This is a genomic window from Aquirufa sp. ROCK2-A2, assembly GCF_054558485.1.
On the sequence record NZ_JBPXKA010000001.1, the window covers coordinates 445,039 to 462,341 of the forward strand.

At 35.1% G+C, this 17,303-nt stretch carries 15 protein-coding genes; 11 read left to right on the top strand and 4 right to left on the bottom strand.

From position 1 onward, the window contains the following. Positions 1–14 precede the first annotated feature (14 nt). The 9 genes from V7S76_RS01970 (at position 15) to V7S76_RS02010 (ending at position 9,479) form a co-directional block, all read left to right on the top strand. Positions 15–1,211, top strand: a complete 1,197-nt coding sequence (locus V7S76_RS01970) for a glycosyltransferase family 4 protein (RefSeq protein ID WP_459508320.1) — start codon at positions 15–17, stop codon at positions 1,209–1,211. Positions 1,212–1,214: 3 nt separating this feature from the next. Further along, positions 1,215–2,243 (top strand): NADH-quinone oxidoreductase subunit G, encoded by a 1,029-nt coding sequence (locus V7S76_RS01975; RefSeq protein ID WP_459508321.1) that lies wholly within the window; start codon positions 1,215–1,217, stop codon positions 2,241–2,243. Next, entirely contained in the window at positions 2,243–3,367 is a 1,125-nt protein-coding gene (gene nuoH, locus V7S76_RS01980) for an NADH-quinone oxidoreductase subunit NuoH (protein ID WP_459508322.1), read from the top strand. The genes V7S76_RS01975 and nuoH overlap by 1 nt, the downstream gene beginning before the upstream one ends. Positions 3,368–3,369: 2 nt before the next feature. After that, complete coding sequence (locus V7S76_RS01985; protein WP_459508324.1) at positions 3,370–3,888, top strand: NuoI/complex I 23 kDa subunit family protein; 519 nt, start codon at positions 3,370–3,372, stop codon at positions 3,886–3,888. Between the two features lie 7 nt (positions 3,889–3,895). Beyond that, entirely contained in the window at positions 3,896–4,411 is a 516-nt protein-coding gene (locus V7S76_RS01990) for an NADH-quinone oxidoreductase subunit J family protein (protein ID WP_459508325.1), read from the top strand. A 265-nt stretch (positions 4,412–4,676) separates the two neighbouring features. Then, positions 4,677–6,104: an OmpA family protein gene (locus V7S76_RS01995; protein WP_459508326.1), complete on the top strand. Its 1,428-nt coding sequence runs from the start codon at positions 4,677–4,679 to the stop codon at positions 6,102–6,104. 7 nt (positions 6,105–6,111) lie between these two features. After that, entirely contained in the window at positions 6,112–7,404 is a 1,293-nt protein-coding gene (locus V7S76_RS02000; RefSeq protein ID WP_459508327.1) for a hypothetical protein, read from the top strand. Between the two features lie 68 nt (positions 7,405–7,472). Then, positions 7,473–8,477 carry a fibrobacter succinogenes major paralogous domain-containing protein gene (locus V7S76_RS02005; protein WP_459508328.1) on the top strand — a complete coding sequence of 335 codons (1,005 nt, stop codon included), beginning with the start codon at positions 7,473–7,475 and terminating at the stop codon, positions 8,475–8,477. Positions 8,478–8,483: 6 nt separating this feature from the next. Then, on the top strand, positions 8,484–9,479 hold the full coding sequence (locus V7S76_RS02010) for a hypothetical protein (RefSeq protein WP_459508329.1): 996 nt from the start codon (positions 8,484–8,486) through the stop codon (positions 9,477–9,479). Between the two features lie 216 nt (positions 9,480–9,695). Here V7S76_RS02010 and V7S76_RS02015 read toward each other — a convergent pair whose 3' ends face one another. After that, a complete protein-coding gene (locus V7S76_RS02015) occupies positions 9,696–10,133 on the bottom strand; it encodes a nuclear transport factor 2 family protein (protein WP_459508330.1) in 438 nt (145 codons plus the stop codon). Between the two features lie 162 nt (positions 10,134–10,295). Then, positions 10,296–11,891, bottom strand: a complete 1,596-nt coding sequence (locus V7S76_RS02020; protein ID WP_459508331.1) for a GMC family oxidoreductase — start codon at positions 11,889–11,891, stop codon at positions 10,296–10,298. Between the two features lie 72 nt (positions 11,892–11,963). Here V7S76_RS02020 and V7S76_RS02025 point away from each other — a divergent pair, with 72 nt between their 5' ends. Then, positions 11,964–12,557, top strand: a complete 594-nt coding sequence (locus V7S76_RS02025; protein ID WP_459508332.1) for a HupE/UreJ family protein — start codon at positions 11,964–11,966, stop codon at positions 12,555–12,557. Between the two features lie 79 nt (positions 12,558–12,636). Here V7S76_RS02025 and V7S76_RS02030 read toward each other — a convergent pair whose 3' ends face one another. Further along, positions 12,637–13,617: a ribonucleoside-diphosphate reductase small subunit gene (locus tag V7S76_RS02030; protein WP_459508333.1), complete on the bottom strand. Its 981-nt coding sequence runs from the start codon at positions 13,615–13,617 to the stop codon at positions 12,637–12,639. 112 nt (positions 13,618–13,729) lie between these two features. Continuing rightward, positions 13,730–14,329, bottom strand: coding sequence for a hypothetical protein (locus V7S76_RS02035; RefSeq protein WP_459508334.1), 600 nt, complete (start codon positions 14,327–14,329; stop codon positions 13,730–13,732). An 89-nt stretch (positions 14,330–14,418) separates the two neighbouring features. On the opposite strand from V7S76_RS02035, the gene uvrA reads away from it, so the two are divergent. After that, positions 14,419–17,274, top strand: a complete 2,856-nt coding sequence (gene uvrA, locus V7S76_RS02040) for an excinuclease ABC subunit UvrA (protein ID WP_459508335.1) — start codon at positions 14,419–14,421, stop codon at positions 17,272–17,274. The last annotated feature ends 29 nt before the right edge of the window (positions 17,275–17,303 follow it).

A 17,303-nucleotide genomic window follows, 5' to 3' on the forward strand; every position in this document is an offset into this window, starting at 1 on the left:
TTGAGATTATAAATATGTCAACACCGAAAGTGCTTTTTGTTAGTCATGATGCAAATATTGCAGGTGCACAAAGAATACTTTTGCATATTTTACAATATCGAGCAAAGCAAGGATGTGAGTCTTTATTATTGTTAGGGGAGGGTGGAGAACTCAGATCTGAATTCGAGAAAGTAGTAAAAGTAATTGATTGGCCGAAAGAGGTGAATCGAGAATCTATATTAAAAAAGATAGCAAAGAAAACACCGTTGAAAAAAGTCTTAGCTCCTAATCAAAAAGACTTTAGAAAGGGCTTAAATGACGTTAAATCTGCTTTAGAATTATTTAAGCCAGATGTCGTTTTTTCCAATACGATTGCGAATGGTAAGTTGCTGGAATTTGTTCAATTTTTGAAGAAACCATTTTTGGTTTACATCCATGAGATGCAAAATTCCATTTTGAAATATAGTAATCAGAACGAAACAAGTTTTCAATTAACTAATTCTGTCCATTTATTGGCTGGCTCAGAATCTGTAAAACAGAATTTGGTGGAGGCTCATCAGGTAGATGCAAACAAAATTTCGGTTATTCCATCGCTAATAGATTGCGAAAAGCTGAATTTAATGTTTGAGTCGATTGACCGAAAAGCAGTTAGAGAAGAATTGAATATTCCTCAAGAAGCCGTTATTGTTGGAGGTTGTGGATTAGCTGAATGGAGAAAAGGAGTTGATCTTTTTATTCAAGTAGCTTCGATGGTTTTAAAAGTAAATCCATCTGTTTATTTTGTTTGGGTTGGACATGAAAGAAATGATGCTTTTTATCAATTTCAACATGATTTAGAAAAAATGGGCATTGAGCAACAAGTGAAAATTTTAGATACCTTGGTTCATCCTCAACAAATAACTGCTTGTTTTGATATTTTCTTTTTGTCTTCTCGAGAGGATCCTTATCCTTTGGTGATGCTAGAAGCTGGAATGAATAAGAATCCTATTGTTTGTTTTGATAAAACAGGTGGAGTGGTTCATTTTATGGAACAGTATAAAGAATTGATTGTTCCATACTTGGATTTAGAAAAGGCCAAAGAAGTTATTTTGGATTTGGTTGGAAACAAAGAAAAAAGAATTGAATTAGGAGGTAAAATTAAGAATGAATCATTGAAACATGATTTGACAATTTTAGGTCCTGTGATTAATAAAAAAATTGAAGAGTTTTTGAATAATAATTTCGATCTATAAAGAATGAAAGTTACCATAGACAATATCACAATTGAGGTGGAACCTGGTACCACCATCATGCAAGCAGCTCGCCAAATTGGTCCTGAAATAGCACCTCCAGCGATGTGTTATTATGAACCATTGAAGGGTTCAGGTGGCAAATGCCGCGCCTGCTTAGTGAAAGTGACCCAAGGTTCTGAAAAAGATCCTCGACCAATGCCTAAATTAGTGCCCGCATGTATTACATCGGTGCAAGATGGAATGGTGGTTGAAAATACCGTGAGTGAGCAAGTACTTGAAACTCGGAAAGGTATCGTTGAGTTTTTATTATTAAATCATCCATTGGATTGTCCAGTTTGTGATCAAGCTGGCGAGTGTCATTTACAAGATTTCTCATTCGAACATGGTGTTTCTACGACAAGAACACATGAAGAAAGAAATACGTTTGAGCCTACTGATTTAGGTCCTAATATTCAATTGAACATGAATCGTTGCGTGCTTTGCTACCGTTGCGTTTATACAGCGGATCAAATCACAGATGGACGTGTTCATGGTGTAATGCACAGAGGTGACCATGCAGAAATTAGTACCTATATTGAAAAGGCCATTGATAATGACTTTTCGGGAAATGTAATTGATGTTTGTCCGGTAGGTGCATTGACTGATAAAACGTATCGTTTCAAAAGTAGAGTTTGGTTCTCGAAACCATTTGATGCACATTGCGAGTGTGAGAAATGCTCAGGCAAAGTAACACTTTGGTACAAAGGTGAAGAGGTAATTCGTGTGACAGGTAGAAAAAATGTTTGGGGAGAGGTAACGGATTTCATTTGCAATACTTGTCGTTTTGATAAAAAGAAAACTTCTGATTGGACCATTGAGGGACCTACCCAAGTGTCGCGCCATTCAGTGATTTCAGCCAATAAATATGGAGCTAATTTAATTACTCCAGCCTTCCCAATTAAACAGGCTGCTCGTGATTACAAATTGATCGATGATGATCGTGATCGTAGTTTTTTATCGAATTCAGCTAATTTATTAAACGAGAAAAAATAATGGAAATATTCAATTCTCTATTTGTAGCTAAAGCCATTTTTGTCGGAATTATATTTGCGATAACTTTGGGTGTAGCTGCTTATTCAACGTATTTTGAAAGAAAAATTGCTGCATTTATGCAGGATCGTATCGGTCCAGATCGCGCAGGTCCTTTTGGTATTTTACAGCCTTTGGCCGATGCGGTTAAAATGTTCATGAAAGAAGATTTTATTCCTTCCAAATCCAACAAATGGTTATTCATTCTTGGGCCTTGTATTTCTATGTTCACGGCCTTGATGACTTCTGCTGTAGTTCCATTTGGAGATACGCTGACCATCGGTGGTGTAACATTCGACTTACAAGGTATTGATGTGAACATTGGTATTTTATGGGTTTTCGGAATTGTTTCTTTAGGTGTTTATGGAATTTTGATTGGAGGCTGGGCTTCTAATAATAAGTTTGCTTTGTTGGGTGCCATTCGTGCTGCCTCACAAAATATTTCGTATGAATTAGCTATGGGCTTGTCGATTATTGCCATTTTAATGTTTACAGGTTCCCTCTCTACCAAAGCCATTGTGGAGGCACAACAAGCAGGACATTGGAATATTTTGTATCAACCTATTGGATTTATTGTCTTTTTAATTTGTGCTTTTGCTGAATGTAATCGTACTCCATTTGATTTGCCGGAATGTGAAACGGAACTAATTGGTGGATACCATACGGAATATTCATCCATGAAATTGGGTTTTTATTTATTTGCTGAGTATATCAATATGTTTATTTCAGGTGCTGTTATGGCAACCTTATATTTTGGAGGATATGATTATCCGGGAGTAGACTTTATCACAGAACACTTTGGTGCCACCGTAGCGACATTGTTAGGTGCGGGAGCATTGATTGGAAAAGCATTAGCCTTTGTATTTGTATTCATGTGGGTTCGTTGGACGCTTCCACGTTTTCGTTATGATCAATTAATGGGATTGGGTTGGACAGGTTTGATACCAATTTCGATCTTTAATGTGGTTGTGACGGGTTTTGGTATTTTAATTGATCAACCTATCTTGACAGGTATTGCAGGAGTTTTGATCTTGTTTATTGGATTGGTTATTTACGATCAACTATTAGTTAAGAAAAAATTAGCCTAATTATGAAGTTAAGCGATAAAACAAAAGTATTAGAACAAGGTGAAATGACTTTGGCTGAGCGTATGTATCTTCCTGCGATTGTAGGAGGAATGGCGACAACCTTAAAGCACTTTTTTTCAAAGCCGGTTACTATTCGTTATCCAGAGCAGCAAAGATATTTAGGCCCGATTTATCGAGGTCATCATATTTTGAAAAAAGATGAAGAAGGGGCGGAACGTTGTACAGCCTGTGGATTATGTGCAGTAGCTTGTCCGGCGGAGGCCATCTCCATGGTTGCGGAAGAAAGAAAAGCTGGGGAGGAAAAGTTATACCGAGAAGAGAAATATGCCAAAGTATATGAAATCAATATGCTTCGTTGTATTTTTTGTGGTCTATGTGAGGAAGCTTGTCCGAAGCAAGCCATTTATTTACGTCATGATAAAATGGTACCCGTATTTAACAGCAGAGATGAGGTTATTTATGGAAAAGATAAATTAGTTGAAAAAATGGATCAGCGCTATTTACGCGAGGGTTGGAAATAATAAAATTATGGAGATTTCTAATATTTGGTATTTTCTTTCGGGATTAACTTTATTAAGTGCATTGATGGTGGTGTTGGCTAAAAATCCCATTCACAGTGTTTTGTATTTGGTATTTACATTTTTCTGTATTTCAGGGCATTATGTCTTATTAAATGCACAATTTTTAATGGCGGTGAATATCATTGTTTATGCTGGAGCCATCATGGTATTGTTTTTGTTCGTTATTATGATGTTTGATTTGCGTAAAAATAAGCCTGAATCGAAAACGCCTTTGACTAAGTTAGCAGGTTCTGTTGTAGCAGGAAGTTTATTGGTCATTCTAATTGCCGTATATCGTAATACTAGTATTCCAACCCCGAATATTCAAACGTATTCTTCTCAAAATGGTATGGTTGAAAATTTAGGAAAAGTACTCTATTCTGAATATTTATTACCTTTTGAATTGGTTTCAATTTTGTTCTTTGTTGCCATGGTAGGTGCTGTAATGTTGGGTAAAAGAGAAGCAGGCGAAAGGAATTTCTAGGCAAATCCTTTTTTGATTGGTTAAAATTAAACCGTAAACTTTGTGTTTAAAACACGAGGTTTACGGTTTTTTGATTCAAGTTCTATTCACTTCACTTCAATATGATCAATAACTGAAATCACTTAGCACTATTTTTTAATTTTGAAAATGTGTGAATAACATGAATAACATATTATTCTTAGTATTGATTATTCTTTGGCTTTAAGTTTGTCTTCCTCAAAATCAAAGTTCGAAGATTATTATGCTCAAACGTCTTTTGTTAATTATGATTTCCATACCTTGTTTTGCACAAAAAGGAGATCATCATTTTTCCATTTTTGCTGGTCGGACAGATTTTATTATTGAAAGGCAAACCGCTCAGACCAATTATGTATTTAATCAATTGGGTTTTGGATACGGTTATGGATTAAGCAATCGAATGACCTTATTTGCCAATGCAGAAGCTGGCGCACTTTCTTATAATAAAATTGTACTCTCTCCCTCAGTCGGCAGTTTATCCTCCGCTCTTTCCTCGGCTACATTGGGGATTCAAACTCGGTTTTTTACCCTTAAGAAAACAAGCCTATTTTTCAATTTAGGTTCAAATTACCAAACCTTAGAAAATTCTTGTGCCTGTGTGGTAGGTGAAAGGTACCGTAGAGAATTCAGTGGTTTTGCTGGTGTACAAATTGACTACCGAATCAATAAAAAATGGTCGTTTTTTCTGAGTAGTTCAGTTAACAAACCATTTTCTACCACATTAAATGATCCTGATTTTTACATGTCGAATAAAATCACGGATAATTCCAAAGATTTGATGTTTAAAAATGCAGTGGGTATAACCTATTACATAGAAAGGAAACGGACGAAAGATTCTGACTATGACGGTGTTTCAGATGATACAGATAAATGTCCTGATACACCCAAAGGGGAGACTGTTAATTTAGAAGGCTGTTCGGAAAGTCAACTGGATGAGGATTCGGATGGTGTTGTAAATGTGAAGGATAAATGCCCTAAAACACCTAAAGGAGAAAAAGTTAATTTAGATGGCTGTTCGGAAAGTCAATTAGATGAAGATTTGGATGGTGTGTTTAATGCGAATGACAAATGTCCTAAAACCCCTAATGGAGAAAAAGCCAATTTACAAGGTTGCTCAGAAAGTCAATTAGATGAAGATGGAGACGGTGTTAATAACTCAATGGATCAATGTTCTAAAACTCCCAAAGGAGAAAAAGTCAATTCGCAAGGTTGTTCAGAAAGTCAATTGGATAATGATTCGGATGGGGTCAACAATCAATTAGATAAATGCCCAGATGAAAAAGGGGATCGAATGAACAATGGATGTCCAATGGTGAGTCAAAAAATTGAAAAGCAAATCAATGAAATAGCCAATGAAATCAATTTTGTTACCAACAAAGCAGATTTATTGGTTTCTTCCATGGCAAAATTGAATGAATTGTTGATCATTTTATTGGAAAATCCAGACATGCGCATTATTATTTCTGGGCATACAGATGATGTGGGTAATGAAGAATCCAATTTTATTTTATCAGAAAAACGGGCTCAAAGTGTTGCGAATTATTTAGCTGATAAAGGCATAGCTAAAACACGTATAACAGCCTTAGCTTTTGGAGAACAACAATTAAAACAAAACGATATTAGCGAAGATGCCAGAGCCAAAAACCGAAGAGTGGAAATTAAGATTTTAAAATAAACGAATTATGAAAAAAATAGTAGTAGGTATATTTTTATTATTTGTCATCTTATTAGGGTGCACCAACCGAGATGGTGAAATCATTGATTTAATCAATTCCGTAAAAAAGCAAAATGATGACTTGAAAGCTCAAATCACAAGTTTGAAAAAGACGACAGATTCTGCCATGGTAGCCATCACGAAAGTAACAATATCACAAGCGGTAACGGATAAAAAGCTAGAGGCTATTCAGGCAGATTTAAAATCAGTTTTAGCGCAAATCTCAAGTTTAAGTACTCAGATGACGGCTGCCAATGTCGATATAGCTAGCATAAAAGCAAAAATAGATACCTTGCAAGTCAAATGTGCTGAGTTGGTGGCGCAGATAGCCTTATTAAACTCTGCTATCATTTCAGGAATTGCGCCTAAAATTGACAATTTAGTTTGGAAACAAGTTAGTAATGGAAATTGTTGGAGAGTTATACCCAACCTTGATAGTTCAATTTTATATCTTTCAAGGGCAACAGATGTCTTGAAATCTACCAATCTCGGTTCAAGTTTTACTACAACGAATACTTTATTTCCTGTTGTAAGATTAGGTTTAGGTACTCATGCTGGCGGAGCATTTTCGAATTTTAACGGTGGTCAGTTAGTAATTGCAGGTATGGATAAAGGGATTTATATGTCAAATAAAAATGTAGATTCGTTTGCTTCAACTGGACCAATGGGCTTTGGTTGTGTCAGTGGGTCTATTTTGCCATTAAGTGATGGTCGATTTATTGCATCCATGGGCGGATATCTGCGTGGGATTTATAAGAGTGGAGGGTCGGATAATCAAACTTGGACAAACAAATGGGATGGCATTCAATTGGACCCCTCAAATTTTTCTCAGAGTAACAACGTAATATATTCTTCAACTACAGCTGGTATATTAAAATCAAGTAATCTAGGGGAATCATGGACAATTGAGCTTTCAACAGATTCCTCAAAACCGTCATTTTTGGATGTAGAATGTGTCGATGATAGTCTATATTTCATTAGTTCAAACGGTAATTTTTATGTGAGTAAATCTTCTGCAATTAAAGCCAATAACGTTAGATATAAATTTCCATCTACAGAATCAATGGATTGTGTTTACTCTGATTCACAGAAGATTTTCATAGCTGTTTCAGGTTCATCAGGTATATTTTTAAGTAATAATAGAGGTATGACCTGGACGAGGTATACGATATCGGGAGTAGATCAATACAATAAAGTAACGATAATTAGAAATAAAATTTTTGTTGCTACAACAGTTGGGTTATTTGTTGCAACGTTGTAATGTTTTTACCAATACGTTACCTCTTCGATTTGAAAAACTTTTTATTCTGATTTTTAATTAAATATCCAATGAAAAAATGCCTATTATTGACTTTTTTTGTATTTATTGGCATTTTAAGCTGTACCAATCGCGACGGTGAAATCATAGATTTAATCAATTCAGTAAAAAAGCAAAATGATGATTTGAAGGCACAAATAACTGCATTGAAAAAAACGACGGATTCAGCTTTGGTGGCAATCCTAAAAGTAAATTCGAGTCAAATAGCGACAGACAAAAAAATTGATCTTATTCAAACAGATTTAAAAGCTCTATTGGCTCAAATAGCTTCATTAAATATCCAAATGTCATCCTTGAATGCAGACATTGGGTCCTTATTAGCTAAAATCGATGCTTTACAAGTTAAATGTGCTGAGCTGGTGGCTCAAATATCCAACCTAAATTCTTCGAATAATGGGTATTTATCGGACATAGATGGGAATAAGTATAATGCTGTAAAAATTGGTAATCAGGTTTGGATGGCTGAAAATTTAAGAGTATCTAGATATCAGAATGGAGACCTAATAAATTATGTTAATATAAACGATAATGTTAACCAATGGGATAAATTAACAAATGGTTCTTGGTGCTATTATAATAATGATGCTACATATGATTCAACTTATGGTAAACTCTATAATTGGAATGCAGTAATGGATTCTAGAGGACTTGCTCCCAAGGGTTGGCATATTCCAACTGAAGAGGAGTGGAACGAACTTATAACATTCTTGGGCGGTTCTAATATAGCTGGAGGTAAACTGAAATCAACTGGAACTAAAGAAGAAGGTACTGGGCAATGGGATTCACCAAATTTTGGAGCAACAAATAGCAGTGGTTTTAATGCACTTCCACATGGATACATTTATAATCGTACGGCTGGACTAGGTAATTCTGTGTTTTTTTGGAGTACTACAGAATATGAACTGGATAAAGCACATGCAAAAATCTTGGATTATGCAAGCGAAAAAGTTACTATTGGTAATGATAAAGCCTGGTCCAAAAAATATGGATTTTCGGTAAGATGTATTAAAAATTAAATTACAATGATGAAAAAGTTGATCCCTTATTTTTACTTTATATTTTTAATTTTGCAATCGTGTACCAACAGAGATGGAGAGATAATAGATTTAATCAATTCGGTTAAGAAACAAAACGATGATTTAAAAGCTCAAATTACAGCTTTAAAGAAAACAACTGATTCAGCTTTAGTGGCAGTGCTAAAGGTGAACAATTTGCAGGCTACTAGTGACAAGAAAATAGATCTTATACAAACAGACCTAAAGGCATTATTAACTCAAATAGTATCCCTAACTACCCAAATGGCATCTGCGAATTCAGATTTGGCTACTTTGAAGGCGAAAATAGATGCTTTACAAGCTAAATGTGCTGAACTGGTGGCTCAGGTTGCATTATTGAATACTAGCTTAAATTATGGGAATTATGGAGAAGTCACATCAATAACTATTAATCACAACACATTAAATGGTATTGCTCCTGTAAATAAAAAGATAACCTATGGCATTTATACTTCTAACATATCAGGAAAACCCAAAATGTGGATTACACAAAATTTAGGTGCAGAAAGACCTGGGGTTTCAGTTGATGAGGCAAATATTATTTCATCAGGTTGGTATTTTCAATTTAACAGAAAGCAAGGTTATCAAGTAGATTTTTATTCGAGAATTCCCAACACAACATGGATTACCAAAATAGAAGAAGACTCTAATTGGTTAATTGCTAATGATCCATGTCGAATTGAGCTAGGAGGAAAATGGCGTTTGCCGACTATGAATGAATGGATGCAGGAAATTGTTGTTTGGAAAGATGGAGCATTTTTTTCTCCTTTAAAACTTGTCAATTCAGGTTTTTTATCTTCTCAGATTGGTGGTTTAAATCAGCAATGGGGAATTTCAGGTAACTATTGGACAAATACACAAATGACAACCTCCTATGCATATTACTTAGGCGGGGGTGGTTTTTATTTTGATAGGAATGATGTAAAGGCTCTTGGTTTTCCTTGTAGATGTATTGCAGATTAAATTCATTACGTTTAAAATTCTTCCTAAATTAATATGTAAATGGTCTGCTTATCGTGAGCGGTTTGATTTCTGGATAGAAGTTTATTTAAGCTTGTAATTAAAATGATTTTAGGCCCGAATAGCTCAACAAAAATTAGAAATAATAAACCGTGATCTTTGTGTTTAACACGTAGTTCACGGTTTATTAATTTTTATTTCTCTTTTCTCTTTTCTAACCTATTGCACCGGCAATTTCGTCGATTGCCAAGAAACCATTTGCCAGCGGCCGTTTTCGAAAACATAAACATCAGTAAACGTTAATTTGTTGGCGGGTTGCTCTACGCCATCTTTTAAATTAACCACGTGTACAATTCCGTTGTTGATACCAACATTTCCATAAATTCTTTGTGTAATTTCAATCACATCAATTTTGTGGTAAATGGTTTTCTTAGAAACGATGGAATTAATATAACTTGCTTTGTTATCCTTGGTTCCTGAAGAATGGACATACACCAAATCATTGTGTAAAACTTTATCCAATCCCGCCCCGTCTTGAGCTATCATGATTTTAAAACGATTTAAATCTGCCTCTTTCAAGGAAGCAGCTGATTTTTCTTGAGCCATAGCTATAAAAGAAGTTAAACAAATAATGATGGATGTAATGATCTTTTTCATGTTATTTGATTTTTATTAATAAATACAATTTTTGTTTGTTTATACTCGGTTTTGAAAAGAGAAAAGAAAAGAACGCTTACCCATTTTACCTATTACCTATTACCTTTTACCTATTACATTTTACCTATTACCTTTTACCTATTACCTTTTACCTATTACCTTTTACCTATTACCTATTACCTCATCTGCTAGTTTCTCCGCTATTGCCACAACCGTTGCATTGATGTTTCCAGAGGTTAAGTCAGGCATGATGGAGGCATCGGCTATTCGTAATCCCTCTATTCCGTATATTTTTAAATTTTTCGGATCGGTGACCGCATCTTTACCAATCCCCATTTGACATGTACCTACTGGATGATATACGCATTCTAAGGATTCCCTGATGTGCGCTGCAATTTCATCATCTGTTTGTAAATCTTTATCGGGATAATTTTTTCTTTTTCGATATTCGTTGAATGCATTGGCATTCAATACATCCTGAGCTTTTCTGACTCCTCTAATCAAGGTAGTTAAATCTTCTCCTTTTTCATCAGATAAATAATTAGGGTCAATTATGGGTGCATCTTGGAAATTCGCACTACGGAGCCCAACGTAACCTCTGCTTTTCGATTTCAATAATGTGGGTAAAATCGTATAGCCATCACTTAATGGTCGATCATTGAAGTTGTGAATATCTTGTGCCCAAGCGGAAGTAAAATGGAATTGAATATCCGGTTCTTCAGAATTATTCAATGTGTCCACAAAGGCACATCCTTCCAAGGGACTAGAAGTCAATGGCCCTTTTTTGTGGAATAGATAGTTCATGAAATTGGGGCTATTGATAGCAGTATTATAGGAAATTCCTTTTGTAGTGGCCTCAGTATTCATATTCACGAAAATGTGATCTGAAAGGTTTTGGCCTACCCCCTGTAGGTCGAGAACTGAATCAATACCAAATTCATTGAGGTAATTTTTATCTCCTATACCCGACAACATTAATATTTGAGGACTTTGAAATGCGCCTGCTGATAAGATAATTTCTTTGTTGGCTTCAAACGTTTGCAACGATTTACTTCCATCTTTAAATCCTTCTACGCCAATCGCTTTTTCATTTTTCAATTGAATTTTGGAAACCCTAAATTGAGTAAGAATTCGTAAATTTTTTCGTTTTAGAATTGGGTGAATAAACGATTTTGCGGTAGAACATCTTACACCATTGTCAATATTGAATTGGAAAAAACCTGCTCCATTTTGTTTTTCACCATTAAAATCTTCATTCAAAGGAATACCACTTTCCACACAGGCAGCTAAAAAAGCATTCCCGAAAATACTTTCATTTTTTGAATGTGAAATGGTCATGGGTCCACCTTGTCCGTGGAATTTATTTTTGAAAGTTTGATTATTTTCTGATTGAATAAAATAGGGGAGCATACTTTCATAATCCCAACCTTCACATCCTATTCGGGCCCATTGATTGTAATCCTCTTTATTTCCTCGAATATAAGCCATGCAATTTATCATTCCGCTTCCTCCAATAGCTTTACCTCTCGGTTGATATATTTTTCTATTATTGGCAAAACGTTGAGGTTCCGTGTAAAAATTCCAATTAAAATAGGAATGATTAATGGTTGAATAAGCGGATGGCATCTCAATTCTTGGATCTCGATTATCCATACCTGCCTCAATGAGTAAAACTTGGTGGTCTGGGTTTTCACTAAGTCGATTCGCTAATACACAACCTGCTGTTCCAGCACCAACAATGATATAATCAAATTTCATAAGTAAATAAGGAATGAATATTCACATAATGATAAGAAAATTCTATATTTTTACCTAAACTTTATCACTATAATGCAAGATTTTATCACCTATTTTTCATTAGGCCTTCAGCATATCTTGAATATTTTAGCTGTAGATCATTTATTATTTATTCTCTCTTTTGTTTGTATTTATACTTTTGCCAACTTAAAACAAACGTTTTTATTGGTTACGGCCTTTACATTAGGGCATTCCATTACACTAGCCTTGGCAACTTTGAAATTATTGGATTTTTCTCAAGATTGGATTGAATTTTTTATTCCATGTACCATTTTATTTTCCGCTTTATCGAACCTAAATTTCGAAAAGGTCGCGCCGTCCAAAGAAAAAATATCGATATTAAAATATGCGGGAATTGCCTTTTTTGGTCTAATTCATGGATTAGGGTTTTCTAATTACTTGCAAAGTTTATTGGGGAGAGAACAGTCGCTGATTGGACCATTATTGTCGTTCAATCTTGGATTGGAGGCTGGTCAAATAGTCGTATTAACTTTGATCTTATTGGGCTCATCCATTTTGGTTAATGGATTAAAAATGCGTCATAAAAGCCTCGTATTGGTCATTTCGGGCATCATCATCGGTTTTTGTATTCCAATGATTTGGGAACGGTTTATTTTGCTGAGATAACGTATTAGGTATTAGTTATTAGTTATTAGGTATTTTATATTTAAAAACTAATACCTAATAACTAATACCTAATAACTATCTAAAAGTCTTCATCCAATGAGAATCCCATGGATTCCTTATCTGACATAACACCTGATTTTTGGTATTCAGCTACACGTTTTTCAAAGAAATTAGTTTTTCCTTGCAAGGAAATCATTTCCATGAAATCGAATGGATTGCTTGCATTATAATATTTTTGGCAATTCAAGGAAACCAATAAACGGTCTGCAACGAATTCAATGTATTGACACATCAATTCAGCATTCATTCCTATTAATGAAACAGGTAACGCAACGGTTACAAATTCTTTTTCAATTTCAACCGCGTTCAAAATGATCTCATAAACTCGATCTTGTGATAATTTATTTTTGATATGATCGGAATACAATAAACAAGCAAAGTCGCAGTGTAAACCTTCATCACGAGAAATTAATTCGTTGGAGAAAGAAAGTCCTGGCATCAATCCTCTTTTCTTCAACCAAAAGATGGAGCAAAATGAACCAGAAAAGAAAATCCCTTCAACCGCCGCAAAAGAGATTAAGCGCTCGACAAAATTGTCACTGTCAATCCATTTCAATGCCCAATCTGCCTTTTTCTTCACACAATCGATGGTTTCAATGGCACGAAGTAAACGGTCTTTTTCTTTGGGTTCTTGAATGTATGAATCAATTAACAAAGAATATGTTTCGGAGTGGATGTTCTCCATCATGACTTGGAAGCCATAAAAACATTTTGCTTCTGCATACTGAACTTCTCTCAAAAAGTTATTAGCCAAATTTTCGTTCACAATTCCATCAGAGGCGGCAAAGAAAGCAAGGACATGGGAAATAAAATGACGTTCTCCGTCATTCATTTTTTTCCAATCGCTGATATCTTGTGATAAATCGATTTCTTCTGCAGTCCAAAAAGAAGCTTCTGCTTTTTTATAAAACTGCCAAATATCATCGTGTTTGATAGGGAATAAAACGAATCTGTTAGGATCTTCAACTAATAGAGGTTCTGATAATAGTTCTTTTGACATGTATTTAGAAAATTGGATTCGAATTTAAGAATTTTAAAACTAATTTAAGTTGAAAAATAGAATAAATAATTTAATAGTTTAAACTGAGGTTGGTGAATTTTGTTTCAAGATTTTAAAAGAAAAATCCACCTACTTGTACCACAAATGCTGAGCCATATGGAGATTGCGAAGCGCCGTATCCGGAGGTGTAATTCAAATCATACATCAATGTTAAATTAATGCCAATTTTTGATCCAATTCCTACACCAACTAAAACTGGATTGGAATAGTTGATGCCGTTATTGTTGGATAGATTCGAATAATTTTCCACCTGCGCGGTTAAATAGCTTTGCCCAACCAATTCAGAAAGTGCTGGAATATAATGTCTTGCGAAAATTCTTTCACCCAATAAATTAGAAGTTAACTTTCCAATTGATCCTCCATAATTGATGGAGTAATATTGATAAGTCAATCCAAGTCCAACAACTGTATTATTGGTTAATTGATATCCAGCCATGGGAGAAAGTCCGATACTTGTAGGATTTCCGAAACTCAGTCCAGAAATACCCCCACCGAAATGGACTCTTTCTTTAAAACTTAATTCACTTACATCGCGCTCCACATCCAAATCTCCTTGTGCTCCCTCTTCTTTGATCACAACGGCTTCTTGTGCCATTGATACTTGCAGCATTCCAAAACTTAGTAGTCCAATAATTAAGAGTAGTTTTTTCATTTTTGGGTTAATTTTAAAATAATTGTTTTTTTTAATAGGTTTATGAAATCTTTCATAAGATTAACAAAATTAAAGGATAATTTTGTTTTATGAATGATGTTGCTTCTAGTTCTGTCACAAATTTAGGATTTGAAAATTTAGATCCTAAAACTCACATAATTATCAAAGGGGCTCGTGTGCATAATTTAAAAAATGTAGACGTCGCCATTCCTCGTAATCAATTGGTCGTGATCACTGGTTTATCGGGTTCAGGTAAATCATCTTTGGCATTTGATACCCTTTTTGCGGAAGGTCAAAGGATGTATGTGGAAAGTTTAAATTCCTATGCACGACAGTTTTTAGGTCGAATGGAAAAGCCTGCTGTTGATTATATTCGCGGGGTTTCACCAGCGATTGCGATCGAACAAAAAGTTAATACCAAAAATCCAAGATCAACGGTTGGTACAACTACCGAAATTTACGATTACCTCAAATTGCTTTTTGCTCGCATTGGTAAAACATATTCTCCGATTTCTGGAGTAGAAGTGAAAAAAGATTCAGTCTCCAGTATTGTCGATTGGATTGTCACTTTTGATCTAAAAAAAGTTTTGATTTTAGCGCCATTTTTACGTCATCATGATCGAACTTTTGAGTACGAATGTCAATTGTTGATTCAAAAGGGTTATTCCCGATTGATATCTGAAGGAGAAACATTGGATTTAGAAGAATTATTAGAGAATAAAGAACAATTAAATAAATTTCAACATCAATCCGAAAGTGTTTCTATTTTGATTGATCGTTTGGTGGTGAAGGCAGATGATGAAGAAACTTTATTCCGATTAGGAGATTCTGTTCAAACGGCTTATTTTGAAGGAGAAGGAGTTTGTTGGGTTGAAATAGAAGGCCAAAAAAGAAAGGTTTTTTCTGATAAATTTGAATTGGATGAAATGGTTTTTGAGGAGCCTAGTTTAAATTTATTTTCTTTCAATAATCCTTTTGGAGCTTGTAAAAATTGTGAAGGTTATGGGAAAGTTTTGGGTTTAGATCCCAATTTGGTTTTCCCAGATCATGATTTGTCGGTTTATGAAGGAGCAATTGCCCCATGGAGAAGTGAGCGCATGAGTGAATGGATGCATCCTTTGTTAAGAAATGGAGTCCATTTTGATTTCCCGATTCATCGACCATACAAAGACTTAACGCAGTCGGAAAAAGATTTATTATGGAAAGGAAATAAGTATTTTGCTGGATTGAATCAGTTTTTTGATCATTTGGAAAAAGAAACCTATAAAATACAGTATCGAGTTTTATTATCCAGATATAGAGGTAAAACAGATTGCCCCGAATGCAAAGGTTCTCGTTTGAGAAAAGATGCAGCCTATGTGAAAATCAATGGAACATCCATCATTGATTTGGTTCTTTGGCCTTTGTCGAAAGTGAAATCATTTTTTGAACAATTACCATTGGATGCACATGATCAGGCTTTGGCCAAAAGGATTTTAATTGAAATCAATAATCGATTGGATTATATGGAACGGGTAGGTTTAGGGTATTTAACCTTAAATCGATTAAGTTCAACTTTGTCTGGAGGAGAATTCCAACGAATTAAATTGGCTACTTCTTTGGGAAGTGCTTTAGTGGGTTCGATGTATATTTTGGATGAGCCAAGTATTGGATTGCATCCTAGAGATACTAGTCGATTGATATCTGTTTTATTGATGTTGAAAGCTATGGGCAATACGGTCATTGTAGTTGAACATGAAGAAGATATCATGCGTGCCGCCGATCAAATTATTGATATTGGACCAGAAGCGGGTCGATTGGGTGGTAATCTAATGTTTCAAGGAAGTTTAAAAGAGGCATTGTTGGAAAAAAACAAAACAAGTCACACATTACGCTTTTTAACCGGCGAAGATCAAATTGCTATTCCCCAATTCAGAAGGAAACCTTTGGCATTTATCGAAATCAAAGGAGCTAATGAAAATAACTTAAAAAATGTGGATGTGAAAATTCCTTTGGGGATTCTCAGTGTAGTGACAGGCGTGAGCGGTTCAGGCAAATCAACCTTGATTCGAAAAATTTTATATCCGGCGGTTTTGCGAAATCTTCAATTAGGCACGGAAGAAACGGGTCGATTTAGAGAATTGAATGGAAGTTTAAATAAAATTGCTGGCATCGAGATGGTGGATCAACAGCCGATTGGTAAATCGTCGAGATCGAATCCTGTAACTTATATCAAAGCATATGATGCCATTCGTTTATTGTATTCGGAATTGCCGGTAGCGAAGGCCAGGGGTTATAAACCTGCCCATTTTTCTTTTAATGTAGAAGGAGGTCGCTGCGAAACGTGTCAAGGAGAAGGAGAAACAACCATCGAAATGCAGTTCATGGCGGATATTCGTCTGACATGTGAATCTTGTGGCGGTAGTCGATTTAAACAAGAAATTTTGGATGTTAAATTCCAAGAAAAAAATATTTCAGCTATTTTGGATATGACCGTTGAGGAAGCGGTAGAATTTTTCCGAGAAAAACATCCAAAAATTGCCGATAAAATTGACCCACTTTTTCAGGTTGGTTTGGGATATATCAAGTTAGGTCAATCGTCGAATTCCTTGTCGGGAGGTGAAGCCCAAAGGGTTAAACTAGCTAGTTTTTTAGGAAAAGGAAATCCCAACAAAGGAAAAACATTGTTTATTTTCGATGAACCCACAACAGGACTTCATTTTCATGACATTAAAAAACTCTTGAAAGCAATGAATGATTTGGTGGAGCAGGGCGATAGTGTCTTGATCATCGAACACAATATGGAAGTGGTTAAATGTGCAGATCATATCATCGACTTAGGTCCAGAAGGAGGAGAAAATGGGGGTTATATAACATTTGAAGGTACTCCCGAGGAAATGATTCGATTGTCAGATAATTTCACTGCGCAGTATTTGAAAGAAAAATTAATCATCAAAAAGCCTTAAGTTTGTACATGTTTTCTCCTGAAATCCTT